This is a genomic window from Paeniglutamicibacter antarcticus (assembly GCF_039544305.1).
Classification (GTDB): Bacteria; Actinomycetota; Actinomycetes; order Actinomycetales; family Micrococcaceae; genus Paeniglutamicibacter; species Paeniglutamicibacter antarcticus_C.
Genome location: NZ_BAABLK010000054.1, coordinates 1 through 894, shown reverse-complemented (window position 1 = coordinate 894; position 894 = coordinate 1). Strand labels below are relative to the sequence as shown.

General features: G+C 56.6%; 1 pseudogene. It reads left to right on the top strand.

From position 1 onward, the window contains the following. Positions 1-148: 148 nt before the first annotated feature. Positions 149-894 (top strand): annotated as a pseudogene (locus ABEA12_RS15030) (DDE-type integrase/transposase/recombinase); the annotation flags it as partial.

Genomic DNA, 894 nt, shown 5'->3' with positions numbered 1-894 from the left:
TGCTAAATAGCGTCTGAAGGTACTCATGTTCCGGCTTGTTGGTACTTCCGTTCTGCTCACACGGTACCGCTCGAGCACTTTTCATGATCATCTGATTTGATCGCCACACAACACGGTGCGGCGAGCCGATCAGAGGAGAAATACCTTGGTGGATTATCAGACCATCATGTCGATGGTGTTCAAAAACCGTACCTATGAGGAAATCACTGCGTCGGTGGGTTGTTCACGTCGTGATGTCTCGGCAGTGAAGAAAGCCATTGCCACCGCCGGCATCACTGCCGAGCGCTTTGCTTCCATGACCGCAGCAGATGTTGAGCAGCTTTTCCCGGACGGCCGCAAAGCCGTCTCCCAGGACTACGCCGACCCACATTTCACTCAGGTCATCGAGGCGATGAAGCACAACCGGTTCTTCACGTTGCAGCAAGGCTGGGTCAAATACCTGGGCGGGCCCGGTGAGCGCAAGAAATACAGTTACTCGCAGTACTGCGAGCTGTTCAACCGGTTTGCCGCTGCCACCGACGTTGTTGCTACGCTGCAGCACGAGCCGGGCAAGGCGATGTTCGTTGATTGGGTCGGACCCACCCTGCCGGTGGTGGACACCGTCACCGGGGAAGTGAGCAAAGCGTACTTCTTTGTTGCTTCGCTTCCATACTCCGGGTTGGTGTTCTGCCAGGCGTTCAGCAACATGAAGCAGGAGGCCTGGAACCAAGCGCACGTCAACGCGTTGACGTTCATCGGTGGAGTTCCCCAGCTGATCGTCCCCGACAATGCTCGCACCGCCACGCATCGACGCACCCGGTCAGATCATGAGGTGGTGGTGACCAAGTCTTACCGTCAACTCGCCGAGCATTACCAAACAGCCATCGTGCCAGCGAGATCCAATAGGCCACGTGA